The 14639-nt window shown below is 61.2% G+C and carries 12 protein-coding genes; 8 read left to right on the top strand and 4 right to left on the bottom strand.

Annotated elements, in window-relative coordinates; all coding sequences use genetic code 11:
- Positions 1-78 precede the first annotated feature (78 nt).
- Complete coding sequence (locus ACTHLA_RS13085) at positions 79-834, top strand: ImuA family protein (RefSeq protein ID WP_440189969.1); 756 nt, start codon at positions 79-81, stop codon at positions 832-834.
- Positions 755-2272 (top strand): Y-family DNA polymerase, encoded by a 1518-nt coding sequence (locus ACTHLA_RS13080; RefSeq protein WP_440189966.1) that lies wholly within the window; start codon positions 755-757, stop codon positions 2270-2272. The genes ACTHLA_RS13085 and ACTHLA_RS13080 overlap by 80 nt, the downstream gene beginning before the upstream one ends.
- Positions 2273-2547: 275 nt before the next feature.
- Here the strand turns inward: ACTHLA_RS13080 and ACTHLA_RS13075 are convergent, their stop codons facing one another.
- A complete protein-coding gene (locus ACTHLA_RS13075; RefSeq protein ID WP_440189963.1) occupies positions 2548-3030 on the bottom strand; it encodes a hypothetical protein in 483 nt (160 codons plus the stop codon).
- A gap of 143 nt (positions 3031-3173) precedes the next feature.
- Between ACTHLA_RS13075 and ACTHLA_RS13070 the strand changes: the two genes are divergently transcribed.
- The gene (locus ACTHLA_RS13070) at positions 3174-6395 is read left to right on the top strand and encodes an error-prone DNA polymerase (protein ID WP_440189960.1); all 3222 of its coding nucleotides are present in this window, start codon (positions 3174-3176) and stop codon (positions 6393-6395) included.
- A 159-nt stretch (positions 6396-6554) separates the two neighbouring features.
- On the opposite strand, the gene ACTHLA_RS13065 is transcribed toward ACTHLA_RS13070, so the two are convergent.
- The 3 genes from ACTHLA_RS13065 to ACTHLA_RS13055 are packed head-to-tail and all read right to left on the bottom strand — an operon-like array spanning position 6555 to position 9052.
- Complete coding sequence (locus ACTHLA_RS13065) at positions 6555-7589, bottom strand: YncE family protein (protein WP_440189957.1); 1035 nt, start codon at positions 7587-7589, stop codon at positions 6555-6557.
- Positions 7590-7645: 56 nt separating this feature from the next.
- The gene (locus ACTHLA_RS13060; protein ID WP_440189954.1) at positions 7646-8770 is read right to left on the bottom strand and encodes a nickel/cobalt efflux transporter; all 1125 of its coding nucleotides are present in this window, start codon (positions 8768-8770) and stop codon (positions 7646-7648) included.
- Positions 8771-8776: 6 nt separating this feature from the next.
- Positions 8777-9052, bottom strand: coding sequence for a metal/formaldehyde-sensitive transcriptional repressor (locus tag ACTHLA_RS13055; RefSeq protein WP_440189951.1), 276 nt, complete (start codon positions 9050-9052; stop codon positions 8777-8779).
- A 467-nt stretch (positions 9053-9519) separates the two neighbouring features.
- Here ACTHLA_RS13055 and ACTHLA_RS13050 point away from each other — a divergent pair, with 467 nt between their 5' ends.
- The 5 genes from ACTHLA_RS13050 to ACTHLA_RS13030 all read left to right on the top strand — a co-directional run.
- Positions 9520-9792, top strand: coding sequence for a metal-sensitive transcriptional regulator (locus ACTHLA_RS13050; protein WP_440189948.1), 273 nt, complete (start codon positions 9520-9522; stop codon positions 9790-9792).
- Between the two features lie 8 nt (positions 9793-9800).
- Complete coding sequence (locus tag ACTHLA_RS13045; protein ID WP_440189945.1) at positions 9801-12233, top strand: copper-transporting P-type ATPase; 2433 nt, start codon at positions 9801-9803, stop codon at positions 12231-12233.
- A gap of 49 nt (positions 12234-12282) precedes the next feature.
- A complete protein-coding gene (locus tag ACTHLA_RS13040) occupies positions 12283-12615 on the top strand; it encodes a hypothetical protein (protein ID WP_440189942.1) in 333 nt (110 codons plus the stop codon).
- 60 nt (positions 12616-12675) lie between these two features.
- Positions 12676-14343, top strand: coding sequence for a multicopper oxidase domain-containing protein (locus tag ACTHLA_RS13035; RefSeq protein ID WP_440189939.1), 1668 nt, complete (start codon positions 12676-12678; stop codon positions 14341-14343).
- On the top strand, positions 14333-14639 hold a 307-nt coding region (locus tag ACTHLA_RS13030), incomplete at its 3' end, for a copper resistance protein B (RefSeq protein WP_440189936.1). The genes ACTHLA_RS13035 and ACTHLA_RS13030, both read left to right, overlap by 11 nt.

Here is a 14639-nt window from a genome sequence, read left to right as displayed (position 1 = left end):
CAGTCATTTTTAAGAACAAAAAGCGAACACAATATCGCTTTTGCCCTCATGGGCGCACTGAGAAGGACCGATCATGCCATGGCCGCTGGCGACCGCGCGCAACTTACCGCCTTACGAGAGCGCATCGAGCGCCTCGGCAAGAGTGGCGCGGCGCGTTCTGACGGCGTCTTACCATTCGGCGTACCAGAGATCGATCAGCGCCTTCCCAAGGGCGGGCTTTGGCTTGGCGCCCTTCATGAGATCGCTGGCGGCGCCCATGGCGCGGTAGATGGCGCCGCAGCCATCTCCTTTGCGGCCGGGATCGCGGCGCGCACATCGGGTCAGGTGTTGTGGGCCTATGCGCAGGCTGATCTGTTCAGCCCGGCCTTAAGCGGTTTCGGTCTGTCCGAAGACCGCGTCGTCTTTTTCGAAGCGGCCGATGATGAGGCGATCTTAGGCTGCTGCGAGGAGGCCCTGCGGCACGGCGGGCTCGCCTGCGTCGTCGGCGAGGTCGCCAAACTGTCGCGCGTGGCGTCACAAAGGCTGCAGATGGCCGCCGAGGCGACAGGAAGCCTGGCGCTGATCGTCCGGCGCTGGCGACGACAGGTCGATGCGCGTGACTTTGGCGCGCCGACCGCAACCTGTACACGCTGGCGGGTCACCGAACTGCCATCGGCGCCCTTGCCGGTGCGAGGGCTGGGGCGGCCAAGATGGTTTTTGGAATTGATGCGTTGCCGTGGCGCGGACTGCGCCGAGTTCGAGGTTGAAGCCTGCGATGACAAGGGTTTTATCCATCTACCTGCCGTACTGGCCGACGGACAGACAAAGACGCCTGCCTGGCGCGCCGTCTCGTGATGTCCCGCTGGCGCTGAAGACGAAGCTTGGTTCAAAGCGCGTCATCTTCAGCGCCGATGATCTGGCGCGCCGCTATGGCGTCTATCCGGGCATGCCGGTCGCGCGCGCTCAGCTTCTGCTGCCTGAGCTTGACCTCCTGGACGCCAGGCCGGAGGCCGACGCTGAAGGTCTTGAGAAACTCGCCCTGTGGGCGCTGCGGCGCTATTCGCCCAGGGTCGCGTCGGATCCGCCAGATGGCCTTGTCCTCGATACCGCCGGTTGCGATCATCTGTTCGGGGGTGAGGAGGGGCTGATGCGCGATCTGCTGCGCCGTCTTGAGACGGCCGGCGTCACGGCGCGGGCGGCCCTGGCCGACACATGGGGCGCAGCGCACGCCGTGGCGCGGTTTGGGGGTGAAGCCGCCAGGATCGTTCCGGCGGGACAGACAGGCGAGGCGATCATCAATCTGCCGGTGATGGCCCTGCGCTTATTTAATGATCTGATCGATGAGCTGCGGGTCCTCGGCATCGAGACGATCGGCGAGCTTGCCGCCAAGCCGCGGGCGGCGATGACGCAGCGTTTCGGGCCTGAGCTGTTTCGCCGCGTCGATCAGGCCTTCGGTCGTGTGCATGAGCCAATTACGCCTGTGGAGAGCCCTGAGCTGATCTTCGTCGAACGCGTCTTCGCCGAACCGATTGGCGCGCCGGAGACGATCGAAAAGTACACCCGCCGTCTCGTCGGGCAGATCTGCGACAGGCTGGAGGTTGAGGGCAAAGGCGCCAGGCGGCTCGATCTGCACCATGTCCGCGTCGATAACCGTATCCTCACGACCTCGGTCATGACCGCAAGGCCCGTGCGGGATATAAAGCGTCTGTCGAAACTCCTCTGCGACAAGATCGAAGCGGTTGAGCCGGGCTTTGGCATCGAGAAGATGAAGCTCGTGGTCGCCCAGGCCGAAAGACTGACGCTTAGCCAGACGAAAGCGGATTTTTCTTCGGAAACCAGGGCCGATGTCGAGGATCTGTGGGACACGCTCGCCAACCGTTATGGTGACAAGCGCCTCTACCGCGCGGTTTCGCTGGCGACCGACATGCCTGAGCGTTCTGTTCGCAGGATTGGACCGACACAGGCTGCGGCAAGCTCCAGCCGCAATGCGGGCTTTAAGCGACCGCCCAGGCTTTATCGTTGTCCTGAAGCGATCCAGGCGCTGGCGGTCCTGCCCGACCATCCGCCGCGCGCCTTTACATGGCGCGGCCAGCGCTACCATGTCGCCAGGGCCGATGGGCCTGAGCGCATCAAGGGCGAGTGGTGGCTGAGCGAGGACGAAGACGGACAGGTGCGGGACTATTATATCCTGGAGGCCGATTCAGGCGAGCGTTTCTGGGTCTTCCGCACGGGCGACGGCGTCAACAGCGATACAGGCGCCCTGAGCTGGTTCCTGCATGGAAAGTTCGCTTAGGGCGAGGGCCGTCCCTTTGCGGACCCGGTCGCGTTGAGCCTCAGGCAATTGTGCGCTAGACTTCGCTTATCGAACGGCGAAGTGGGGGGAGGGCGCGATGGGGTTGCAGCCACTATGGAGATGGATGGTCGCTCTGTTACGGCCCGACGACAGGGACGATGGGCTTGAGGGCTGCGATACGGCGACGAGGATGCTTTACCGCCCCCGACAGACGCATGACGCGCATGACGCTCAACGGCCAGAGCCCGCGAACGGGAATGAGCCCGAATAAAGCATCATGGGGTCGGCGCGGGTCTTTGCGGGGTAAACTTACGCAGGTCGCCGTCTTCAATCAGCCTATCCATCATCTGTGACGTGACGACGCCCTGTAGCGTGTTGACCTCTCTGGTGACGCCGTCTGGACCTGTGACGTAGACCTGCACGGGGGCGGCATGGTCGACCAGGATGGCGTAGTCGCCATTGGCCTGCAATTTAATCAGCACCCGGGCATTGCCTTCGTCGTGCTCCGGCGGCGGATCGCCGACGACCACATATCTGGCGATCCTCGGATCGTAATGGATGACCTTCGGAAACAGCCTTTGATAGAGCGACAGATCGCTTGAGGCCTGCCTTCGCGATATGCCGAACTTGTCGCACAGATCCGGCGCACAGACCTCGCCAACCGTCTTCACGAGGTAGGAAATCCAGCGCAACCGACGCCTGGCGCGCAATTCGTAGACGGGCTCATGCGTTGTCCTGGGGCGAGTGGGCTGGGTCATGGATTCGCTTGGGTTTACTCGTAAATTCTACGCAGGCGACCTTGTCATAGTTTAGCGCCGCGAAGGAAACGCGAAATTACCTTAAGGTCTGTCAAATCCAGGGCGCGGATTGACTCTGGCGACATTAAGAACAAAATAGGAACATGTCCTATGTCGAACTGCAATGCGCCTCGCACTTTTCCTTTCTGCGCGCCTGCTCATCGCCCGATGAGCTGTTCTTCGAGGCTAAGGCGCTGGGCATGGAGGCGCTTGCGATCACCGACCACAATACGCTGGCGGGGATGGTGCGCGCCCATGTGGCGGCGCAAGCCACAGGCGTACGGCTGATTATCGGCGGCTGGCTGGAGCTGAGGGATGGGACATCGCTGCTCGTCTATCCGATGGACCGCGCCGGCTATGCCCATCTGTGTCGGCTTTTGTCGCTGGGCAAGAAGCGCGCGGGCAAGGGCAAATGCGATCTGGGGTGGGAGGATGTCGAGGATTTTCATGACGGCCTGATCGCTGTCTTCGTCCCCGACCAGCCGGATGAACTGTGCGCGCAGCGTCTGCGCCGCTTCAAGGCTCTGTTTGGCGATCGCGCCTATATGGCGCTCAGTTTGCGCCGCCGACAGGGCGATCATCTGCGGCTGCATGAGCTGGCGCAGATGGCGTTTTCATTGCGCGTGCCAACCCTTGTCACCAATGACGTGCTCTATCATGTGCATGACCGCGACCGGTTGCACGATGTCGTCACCTGCATCCGCCATAATTGCACGATCGACGAGATCGGCGAGCGCCGCCATCTCTATGCCGATCGTTATCTCAAGGACGAGGCGGAGATGCGGCGACTGTTTGCGGACTATCCGGACGCCGTGTCGCGCACGCAGGAGATCGCCGACCGCTGTCGCTTCTCGCTCGATGAGCTCAAATACCAGTACCCCGAAGAGCGATTGCTGCCGGGCCTGTCCGCCAATGAGGCCTTAAAGCGCCTTGTCTGGCAGGGCGCGAAGTGGCGTTATCAGCAAGGCGTGCCCGAAAAGGTGATCGGGCTCTTAAAGCATGAGCTCGCCCTGATCGAGAAGCTCGATTACGCGCCCTATTTTCTGACCGTCAATTCTATCGTCCGGTTCGCGCGCTCCAGGGACATCCTGTGTCAGGGCAGAGGCTCCGCCGCCAATTCCTGCGTCTGTTTCGTGCTGGGCATCACCTCGATCGATCCGGACCGCAATGACCTTTTATTCGAGCGCTTCATCTCCGAAGAGCGACGTGAGCCGCCCGATATCGACGTCGATTTCGAGCATCAGAGGCGCGAAGAGGTGCTGCAATGGGTGTTTGAGGCCTATGGGCGCAACCATGCGGCGCTGACCGCCGTCGTGACGCGGTTTCGCACCCGTGGCGCGATCCGGGCGGTCCTGAAGGTGATGGGCTATCCGGAAGATACGATCAAGACCATCTCCAAACAGATCAGCCACTGGCATCGCGGCGGCTTCAGGACAGAAGACGCCGAAGGCTTAGGCCTGAACCTCAATGACCGGCGTCTGCGCCTGGCGATCGATCTGCATCTGCAACTGCTCAATGTGCCGCGGCACCTATCGCAGCATCCCGGCGGCTTTGTCCTGACCCATGACCGGCTGGATGAACTCGTCCCGATCGAGCCCGCCGCCATGAAGGATCGTCAGGTCATCGAATGGGACAAGGACGATATCGACGCGCTCAAATTCATGAAGGTCGATTGCCTGGCCTTAGGGATGATGAGCTGCATGAAGCGCTCATTCGATCTTCTTGAGCAGCATAAGGGGATCGCGCTCGATATTGCTACCATTCCGGCGGAGGACCCCAGGACATACGCCATGATCAGGCGCGCCGATACGCTGGGGACCTTCCAGATCGAGTCGCGCGCCCAGATGTCCATGCTGCCGCGCATCAAGCCGCGCACCTTTTATGACCTGGTCATCGAGGTCGCCATCGTCAGGCCAGGACCCATCCAGGGCGATATGGTCCATCCTTACCTGCGTCGCCGCGAAGGTAAGGAGCCGGTGTCGTTTCCCAAACCCGAACTGGAAGCCATCTTAGGCAAGACGCTCGGCGTGCCGCTGTTTCAGGAACAGGCCATGAAGGTGGTGGTCGAATGCGCGGGCTTCTCGCCCGGCAAGGCTGATCTTGTGCGCCGCGCCATGGCGACCTTCAAGCATACGGGCGGGGTGTCGAAATTCCATGACGAGATCATCGATGGCATGCTGGCGAACGGATATAGCCGCGATTACGCTGAGCAGCTTTTCGGGCAGTTGGAGGGCTTCGGCTCCTATGGCTTCCCCGAAAGCCACGCCGCGTCGTTCGCCCTGATCGCCTATGCCTCCGCCTGGATGAAATGCCACCACCCAGACGTCTTCTGCGCCAGCTTGCTCAACAGTCAGCCTATGGGCTTTTATGCCCCCGCGCAGATCGTCAGAAACGCCATCGAGCACGGCGTCGAGGTGCGTCCGGTCTGCATCCAGGCCTCACGCTGGGATTGCACACTGGAGCCGACGAACAGGATAGGTCGCTTTGCGGTCCGGCTGGGGTTCCAGATGGTGAAGGGCCTGCGCGCCGCCGATATTGTCAATCTGGTCCTGCACCGCGACCAAAGGCCCTTCACCTCGATACAGGACCTGTGGCGGCGCGCCGGCGCGAGCTCGGCGTCCTTGCGGCGGCTCGCCCATGCGGATGCCTTCATGGAGGCGTTCAAACTGGCAAGGCGTGAGGCGCTTTTCGCTATTCGCGCCTTGAACGGCGCGCCACTGCCTTTGTTCGATCGCGAAGGCCTGGATGAAGATATGGCCATGTCCGTTACGCAGGAGCCAAAGGTCGACCTTAAACCCATGCGTCCCGGCGCCGAGGTGGTCGAGGACTATAACAATCTCGGCCTCTCCCTGCGTGCTCACCCTTTGTCCTTCCTACGAGACGACCTGAAGGCGAGGGGCCTGATCACCTGCAAGGAGGCCATGAGCTCAAAGGACCGACGCTATGTTCAGGTCGCCGGCATGGTGCTGGTGCGGCAAAAGCCGGGCTCGGCCAGAGGCGTAGTCTTTATGACCATCGAGGATGAAAGCGGCGACGCCAATGTCGTGGTCTGGGAACAGGTCGGGGAGCAATATCGCAGGCAATTGCAGGGCGCTTCCATGATCCTCGTCACGGGCCATATTCAACGCGAAGGTGAGGTCGTGCACCTGATCGCGCGCAGCCTCGTCGATTTATCGCACCTGCTGTCAGAAGTTGGGCAACGCGGCGACGTCCTGCAGCCGCCGTGTCAGGCGGGCGATGAGTTCCGCAATGGCGGCAGTCGGGAGGATCCGAGGATAGCGCGTAAAGACGCGCCCCTGCAGCATGCGAGCCGGGATTTTAGGTGAGGGGGTCGACCGCAGTTGGCCCTTAGCGGTCATGTCTTGGGTAATTACACGGCATGCCCGAAAGCGGACATAGATATCCCGCTTCCGCGCAACCAGATTATGTATCGGGTCAGCATCGTGGGCCATAGTGCCACTCACATTGCGGCTATAATCCTAAAATTATTGCGGTGCGATAACCAACACATGCGCGGGCGTTTGCGTTGCGGCGCTGACGGCGACATAGAGACGATCCGCCTCACTTGAGAACAGACCTGTCCGGCTGCGGCCACCGGTCGAGAAGTCGTCGAGTCTAGCGATCTGTCCCTTGCGCTTGCCGAAGATATCGATGGAGCCCGTACCGCACAGCATGTAGTAGCGCTGGCGTTTAGCGTCGTAGAATAGATCGTCGGTCTGCCCGCAGCCGCTGAGACTGGATGTGATGCCACCTGTCCGGTCATCGAAGGTCACAAACCGACCGGGCAGCCGGAAGCCGACGGCAATAAGGTGCTCCGCCGTATTGATCGCCATCGGGAAATTCTCAAGCACCGTCCCGGTAGACCAGGACGAAACCTGCTGGCCCTTAGACATATCGACGACCGCAATCGACAGGCTGCGCGGCAGGTTGACAAAGGCTATCTTGCCATCGGGCGCAATCTCAAAACCTTCGGGGTGGGACGGCAGGGCGATCTTACCGATCACGCTGTAGCTTGCCGGATCGATAATCACCAGGCCGCCTGCGCCAAAGCCGATAACGACATGCCCGTTCGACGGATCGATCCTGATATCGTCAGCATCGTCAAATCCGTCCAGTTTGCGCTTTAAGGTCAGGGTGCTGGCGTCATAGAATCGGATCGAACCATCGCCGCCACAGGCAACGACCAGTTCGTTGCCCTGCGGCAGATAGACCAGTCCTTGCGGTTCGCTCAGCTCGGTGATGCGGCCCGCCACAGCTCCCCCTTCCCCAGAACCCGCATCTAATGCCACGGCATCGACCGAGCCGTTGGCGATTTCCGCCACAAACAAGCGGTGGTGGGTAAGGTCCAGCGCCAGATGGTCAATTCGACCCTTCACATCGGCCAGCGGGATCGTTCTTTCCAGCACCAGTGACGGCTGAGCGGCCCTGGTCGCATGGGCGCATCCGGCAAGCGCCACTGTGCCCGCCATCATCAAGCCCGCCAGGAAGAAATGGATTGCATACCGCGCCATGGTCTTCACACCCGATGCCCTATCGTCCCTGCTACTCTACACGAAAGCCGCATAAAGGCACGGCCTCACCCCATCAAAACCTTCAGCCCCGTCCACCCGACATAGAGGGCGACGGCGATAATCAAAGCGCCGGACAGATAAGGCGCCCGGTTCGCCAGCTTGCCGAAGCCCTTGAAGCGTTTGGACACATGCCTGACGCTCCATGCGGCCAGAACGCCCGACGCGACCATGGTCAGGGCAAGGCCAATACTGAAGCAAAATACCAGGGTCGCCCCCAAAGCAATCCGTTTCAGTTGCAGACATAGAAGCAGCACCGTGATCGAGGCCGGGCACGGGATAAGGCCACCCGTCAGCCCGAACATGATAATCTGGGGTGTCGTGACCTTTTGACCAGCGAAGCGACGCTCGATCTCTTCGGCGTGCTCACGCTCATGGGCGTCGGCATAGGGTTCGGCGCCAGCGAAGCCTGCCACAACGCCGTCTGGCGCGTCATCATGGTGGTGGTGATGGTGTTCTTCATAGACAAGGCTGTAGCTATGGGCATGGCCGCCGTGCCCCAGAACAAGACGCGCCTTAAACGCATGCGGTTCGGGAATATCATCCAACGATTCCAGAAAGCCGCCCTTCTGCACGAAAGTGAAGACCTGGGCCGCGCCATCTGGGCGTACAGTTTCGACCTGAACCTCTTCGGCGCGCCAGCTTGATCCGGTTTCGCGATAAAGACGAAAGCGCGGCGGTTGCCCTTGCTCGAAGATGTCCAGACGCACCCGGCCATGGCCCGTTTCGACACGTTTGCTCTCATCGTGGTGATGGTCATGATCATGGCCGTGACCGTGATCGCCCCGGCCATAGGACCAGGTGCGCCACATCATCCAGAACGCGATCCCCAGCATAATGACGGCGGAGATGACCTGCATATAGGGTTCAACCGTCTCGCTGTTCCAGTTCTGGCCAAGATAAAGGCCGCCCAGTGCGATCAGCCAGACGATCAGCGTATGCGACACCGTTGCCGACAGCCCCAGCAGCACCGCCTGACCGATGGTGCCACGCACCGCGACGATGAAGGCGGCCATCATGGTCTTGGAATGCCCCGGTTCCAGCCCATGCAGGGCGCCGAGCAGGATGGCGGAGGGAATGAACAGCCAGGCGTTATTCGCGCCTTGCTGCAAAAGATGAGCGAAATCGTTCATGGTGGTTTACTTGATATAAGAATTGAAGATGTCGATGAGCGCCTGCTGGGCCTGCGGCCTCAGCACGCCGGGATGGTCAGGATCGTCGGCCAGGTGATGGCGGACGTGATGCTCGACCACCTCACCCATCAGGCCGGAAATCCCGCCACGCGCGGCGGCGATGGCGTGGAGGATCTTCTCGCTTTCGGCCTCGGCGATCAGCGCCCGTTCAATCGCTTCGACCTGCCCCTTGATGCGGCGGACGCGGGCCAGAAGCTTGTCCTTGTCTTTATCAGCGTGCATGTGGAGTCCAATATACGATACCTACCTATGCTATATTTTCGCAAACCTGTCGAGGCCTAACAGCGCAGCCTCACTTCGCCTCAGCGCCCCAATGAGGTCATCCCGAGTTCGATCTGATAGGTCGCCCAAAGCAGACATTTGCCCCGATATCACCGCGTCGGCGATCGATAGAAGCTGTGGTATATTGCTCAGATGCAGAAGCGAGTTGCGGTGGGAGGGCCGGCGGAGAAACCGTCATGTCTGAAGACCCATTACCCACTCACAGCCAACCTTGGAACAAGGGCCTATTGGTTGGCCAGAAAAAGCCGCTCCAACCTTCGAGCGCCCGAAACAAGAATTCACCCTATCTTATGCCTAACCTCAAACTCTGATCTCGGACAATTTCTGGCCGCGGGCGAATCCCCCTTGCGGCATACCCCATTAAGGTATATTTATAGCATACCCCATTGGGTATATGAGGCTCTCCTATGTCCGCCCACCCTTCGCACCAAAAAGAACTACCGCGCCTGAACCGCGCGGGCGGCCAGATTGAGGGCGTCAAGCGGATGATCGAGAGCGGGCAGTACTGCGTCGACATCCTCACCCAGTTGCGCGCCGTGCGCTCGGCCCTGAAAACGATCGAGTTGAGCGTTCTGGAAACGCACATGAAATCCTGCCTGACCAAGTCCTGCTGCGAGGACGAAGCGCGGCGCGATACGCAACTGGCGGAAATCATGACGCTTCTGAAGAAGTACGAATAGGTATGGTCATGCCAAACGAACACACGCCCAACAAACACACTTCCGGCGATCACGCTTCCGGTGGGGCGTGCTGCCATCACAAGGCCGAAAACCACACTGAGGCCCAGGCGCCCACCGTGGAGGCCAAGGGCATCTATGTCTGTCCCATGCACCCCGAGGTGCGTCAGGACGGGCCGGGACGTTGCCCCAAATGTCAGATGTTTCTCGTGCCCGAGGGCGAGGCCGCTGCTTCAGGCCATCATGGGGATCATAAGGGGCATCCTCATCCCGATTTTGAACCGGCGTCCCATAGCTGCTGCTCCGGTCATTCTGCGGCCCCGAAACCTGCTGGCATGGTGAAGGAGGGCGGGATGTACACCTGCCCGATGCACCCTGAAATTCGTCAGGAAGGCCCGGGCAGTTGCCCGATCTGCGGCATGGCGCTGGAACCCGAAACGGTCAGCCTCGACGATGGCGACAATCACGAACTGACGGATATGAGCCGACGTTTCTGGGTGGCTGTGGCGTTGAGCGTGCCTTTGTTGATCCTGGTGATGGGCGGTCACGTTTTCGGCCTGTCTCACCTGATTCCGGAACGCGTCTCGCTCTTCATTCAGATGGCCTTGTCCGCGCCGGTGGTGCTGTGGGCGGGTGCGCCCTTCTTTGTGCGTGGCTGGGACTCGCTCAAGACCCGCAACCTCAACATGTTCACCCTGATTGCGCTGGGGACGGGCGTCGCCTTTGTCTACAGCCTGGTTGCGGCGCTGCTGCCGGGCCTGTTCCCGCCGGAAGCGCGCGGTAAGGTCTATTTCGAAGCCGCCGCCGTCATTACCGCTCTCGTCCTGCTGGGGCAGGTTCTGGAGCTGAAGGCGCGCGCCCAGACCGGTGAGGCGATCCGCTCCCTGTTGCGGCTGGCGCCCAATGAGGCGACACGCATCCGCGCTGACGGTACGGACGAAATCGTGCCTTTGGCCGAGGTGCAAAGCGGGGATCGTTTGCGCGTCCGTCCCGGCGAAAAGGTGCCGGTCGATGGCGAGGTGCTCAGCGGCGACAGCCATGTCGATGAGGCGATGATCACGGGCGAGGCCATGCCGGTGGCGAAAACGGCGGGCGATGCGGTCACCGGCTGCACGGTGAATCAGGCCGGGTCCTTCGTCATGAAGGCGACACGCGTTGGCGGCGATACCTTGCTGTCGCAGATCGTCAATATGGTGTCCTCGGCCCAGCGTTCGCGCGCGCCGATCCAGCGCGTCGCCGACAAGGTCTCGGGCTGGTTCGTGCCGGTCGTCATGGCGGTGGCGGCCCTGACCTTTGTCGTCTGGTGGCTGGTCGGGCCGGAACCGAAGCTGGCCTATGCCATTCTGAGCGCGATTGCGGTGCTGATCATCGCCTGTCCGTGCGCCCTCGGACTGGCGACGCCGATGTCGATCATGGCCGGAACGGGCCGTGCCGCCCGCGCGGGTATTCTGGTGCGCGACGCCGAGGCGCTGGAAGCGTTCCAGCAGGTCGATACGCTGGTGGTGGACAAGACCGGCACCCTGACCGAAGGCAAGCCGCGTCTGGTGGCCATCGACACCCTGCCGGGTTTCACCGACGCGCGGCTGCTGTCGCTGGCGGCGTCGCTGGAAGGCTCAAGCGAGCATCCGCTGGGCGCAGCCATTGTTGCGGCTGGCAAGGATCGCAGGCTGCACCTTTTTGAGGTCAGCGACTTCCAGTCCATGACCGGGCAGGGGGTAACGGGTCTCGTTGACGGGGCGAAGGTCGCCCTGGGCAACAGTGCGCTGTTCGAAGCCCTGAAACTCGATCTTAGCGGGCTGGCCCAGAAGGCGAAGGCCCATCGCGAACAGGGGCAGACCACGGTCTTCATCGCCATTGATGGTCAGGCGGCGGGGCTGATCGCCATTGCCGACGCCATCAAGGCCGATACGGCGGCGGCGCTCGACGCTCTGCGCGCTGAGGGGCTGAAGATCGTTATGCTGACCGGCGACAATAAGGTGACGGCAGCCGCCATTGCGCGCGATCTCGGCATTGACGATTTCGAAGCCGATGTCCTGCCGCAACGCAAGGCCGAGGTGGTGCAAGATCTGGTGCGTCAGGGGCGCAAGGTGGCGATGGCGGGCGATGGCGTCAATGACGCCCCGGCGCTGGCGGCGGCCACGGTCGGCATTGCCATGGGCAATGGCACCGACATCGCCATGGAAAGCGCCGGTCTGACCCTGGTCAAGGGTGATCTGAGCGGTATTGTCCGCGCGCGCCGTCTCAGCCAGATCGTCATGCGTAATATCCGTCAGAACCTGTTCTTCGCCTTCATCTATAACGGTCTGGGCGTGCCTTTGGCGGCGGGCGTCTTGTACCCCGTCTTTGGGATTTTGCTGTCGCCGATGATCGCCAGCGCGGCCATGTCGCTCAGTTCGGTCTCGGTGATCGGCAACGCCCTGCGCATACGCAGCGCTAAATTGTAGGGTGCGATGTAGGTCACATATGCAGAACCGAGGTTGGACAGGTTTGTGGATGGCGTTGCTGTTCGTCTTTGTAACGATCGCTTCTCCCCTGCACGCCTTGGCGCAGCCGACTGAGGCCATGCACATGATGCACGCCCAGATAAGCACCAAGGCGTGTGCTGAGCATCAGGCGCACCCTGAAAAGGCCAACACCTCAAAAGACTGTTGCCATGATGGTTGTAGCTGTCCGCTCAGTCATTGCCCCGGTACGCTGGCGGTCTTGCCGGTGAGCGCCATCCAGCTTCCGGGCTTTACGCGCATGGCTTTGCATGTCGCGCCCAATGCGGCCTGGCCTTGCAGCCCCTCCGATACGCTTAAACGCCCGCCACGCCTTACGGTCTGATGCTTCGTCGTCGCGCTATTCCCGGCGCGGCCCGTTTCCTCATACCCTCAGGATATCTCCATGAAACACGCTATTTTGGCGTTATTGCTCATATGTAGCGGCGGGCTAAGCGCCCTGCCGACGACCGCAAAGACGGTCGAATATACGCTAACCCTTGCCCGCCAGAAGGTCACGCTGGACGGCAAGACCACCGAAAAAATCACCATCAACGGCACGCTGCCGGGGCCGACTTTGCGTTTCACCGAAGGCGATGAGGCGGTCATTCACGTCGTCAACACGATGAAAGACACCGCCTCGGTGCACTGGCACGGCCTGATCGTCCCCGCCGCCGAGGACGGTGCGCCCGGCTTTAACGGCTTTGACGGCATCGCTGCGGGCGCGACCTACACCTATCGCTTTCCCATCAAACAGGCGGGCACCTACTGGTATCATTCCCATTCCGGCGGGCAGGAACAGGACGGGCTTTACGGCGGCATCGTCATTGACCCTGCGCCCGATCACCGCGTACGCGCGCCCATACCTGCCGATCATGACTATGTGCTGGTGCTGTCGGATTTCAGCACCGAAAGCGCCGAGGCGATCCTGTCGCACCTGAAGATGTCGTCGGACTATTATCAGTTCCACCGCCGCACCCTAGGCGACTTTTTCAAAGACGCGAAAACGGAAGGCTTCGGCAAGGCGCTGAAGACCTCAATGAGCTGGGGCAAGATGCGCATGTTGCGCACCGATATTGCCGATGTCGAAGGCTATCATTTCCTCGTCAACGGCATGACCAATGCCGAGAACTGGACCGGCCTTTTCACGCCGGGCGAGAGCGTGCGTTTACGCCTGATCAACGCCTCGGCTATGACCATGTATGATGTGCGCATTCCGGGTCTGAAGATGACCGTGGTGGCCGCCGACGGTCAGCCTGTCACGCCGGTCACAGTCGACGAATTTCGCATCGGCAATGCTGAAACCTATGACGTCATCGTCACCCCGACGGATGACAAGGCCTATACCATCGCGGCGGAATCGATCGACCGCACCGGCTTTGCCCTGGCCACCCTCGCGCCAAAGGAAGGCACGCGTGGCCCGGCGCCAACGCCGCGCCCGCGTCCGCTGCTCAACATGGCCGATATGAATATGGAGGTCATGATGCGCGACGATCCGCACATGGATATGTCATCGATGGCGGACGAGGCGGGCTGGCCGCAGTCCGGCGCACCTGACGGCGCCAAGGTGCTCGATTACAGCGATCTGGCCTATGCCGGTACGCAGACCGATACGCGCGAGGCGGACCGCACCATCGAGATCAGGTTGGGCGGCAATATGGAGCGCTATATCTGGACGCTGAATGGTAAAAAGTTCGGGCCGGACTCGCGTATCGAGATCGGCTATGGTGAGCGCGTCCGCATCAACTTCGTCAATGAAACGATGATGGCGCACCCCATGCACCTGCACGGCATGTTCTTCCAGTTGGATAATGGTCAGGACGTTGACAAGCTGCCCAACAAGCATACGGTGATCGTGCCGCCGGGGCAGACGGTTTCGGTGCTGGTAAGCGGCGATAACCCCGGCGAATGGCCGCTGCACTGCCATCTGCTCTACCACATGATGTCTGGCATGATGACGCACTTTGTCGTGCTGCCACCCGGGCAAAAGCCGGATCAGATGCCCAAAATGGATATGCCCAAAATGGACATGTCGCACATGAAAGACATGAAGGGAGGCGATCATGCGCACTAAAGCGATACTGATGACCGCCGCCCTGATGCTGTGCGCCACGGCGGCGCAGGCCACGGATATGTCGTCACATGGCCAGAGCGTGTTTCATTCTATCCGACTGGAGACCGATCTGGGCCGCTATGACGGTCAGAACACCGCCAGCTGGGACCTCGATGGCTGGATCGGCGGCGATGACAACAAGCGGTGGCTGACAAGCGAGGGCGAACGGTCGGGCGCCAAGACCGAGCATGCCGAGGTCTGGGCCCTGTACAGCCGTAACATCGCAACCTTCTGGGATGCGCAGATGGGCGTGCGTC

Origin of the sequence: Asticcacaulis sp., from assembly GCF_051956075.1 — a bacterium.
Taxonomy (GTDB): Bacteria; Pseudomonadota; Alphaproteobacteria; order Caulobacterales; family Caulobacteraceae; genus Asticcacaulis.
Note: the sequence above shows the minus strand (reverse complement) of the source record. Positions and strands in the feature narration are given on the sequence as shown.